Origin of the sequence: Streptomyces niphimycinicus, from assembly GCF_018883605.1 — a bacterium.
GTDB classification, from domain to species: domain Bacteria; phylum Actinomycetota; class Actinomycetes; order Streptomycetales; family Streptomycetaceae; genus Streptomyces; species Streptomyces niphimycinicus.
Window position 1 is genome coordinate 1 of the sequence record NZ_JAHLEM010001283.1, and the last position, 915, is coordinate 915.

Here is a 915-nt window from a genome sequence, read left to right on the forward strand (position 1 = left end):
CATCACAATCTTGATGATCCCCGCAACACCGGCAGCAGCCTGCGTATGACCCATGTTCGACTTGATCGAACCGAGCAGCAACGGCCGCTCCGCATCCCGCTCCTGGCCATACGTCGCCATCAGCGCCTGCGCCTCGATCGGGTCACCAAGACTGGTACCCGTGCCATGCGCCTCCACCGCGTCCACATCACCAGTCGACAGACCCGCGTTCGCCAGCGCCTGACGAATCACCCGCTGCTGCGACGGACCGTTAGGCGCCGTCAGACCATTGGACGCACCATCCTGGTTGATCGCCGAACCACGCACCACGGCGAGCACCGGATGCCCGTTCTTCCGCGCATCCGACAGCCGCTCCACCAGCAGCATGCCCGCACCCTCGGACCACCCCGTGCCATCCGCATCCGCCGAGAACGCCTTGCACCGGCCATCCCCCGCAAGCCCACGCTGACGACTGAACTCCACAAACGGCGCCGGAGTCGCCATCACCGTCACACCACCCGCGAGCGCCAGCGAACACTCACCGTTCCGCAGCGCCTGAACCGCCAGATGCAACGCCACCAACGACGACGAACACGCCGTATCCACCGTAATCGTCGGCCCCTCAAGACCGAACGTGTACGCCAACCGACCCGAAATCACACTCGCCGCGTTGCCCGTGCCGAGGAAGCCCTCCACGCCCTCCGGAAGCGCGGGCAGCGAGGAGGCGTAGTCGTGGTACATCACACCGGCGAACACACCGGTACGGCTGCCGCGCAGCGCGCCCGGATCGATCCCGGCCCGCTCGAACGCCTCCCACGAGGTCTCCAGCAGCAACCGCTGCTGCGGATCCATCGCCAGCGCCTCACGCGGCGAGATACCGAAGAAGCTCGGGTCGAAGTGGCCGGCGTCGTCCACGAAGCCGCCCTCGCGGGCGTA

General features: G+C 67.0%; 1 protein-coding gene. It reads right to left on the reverse strand.

The genetic code is table 11. From position 1 onward, the window contains the following. A partial coding sequence (locus KN815_RS49355; RefSeq protein ID WP_216348234.1) for a beta-ketoacyl synthase N-terminal-like domain-containing protein occupies positions 1-915 on the reverse strand: 915 nt, incomplete at both ends.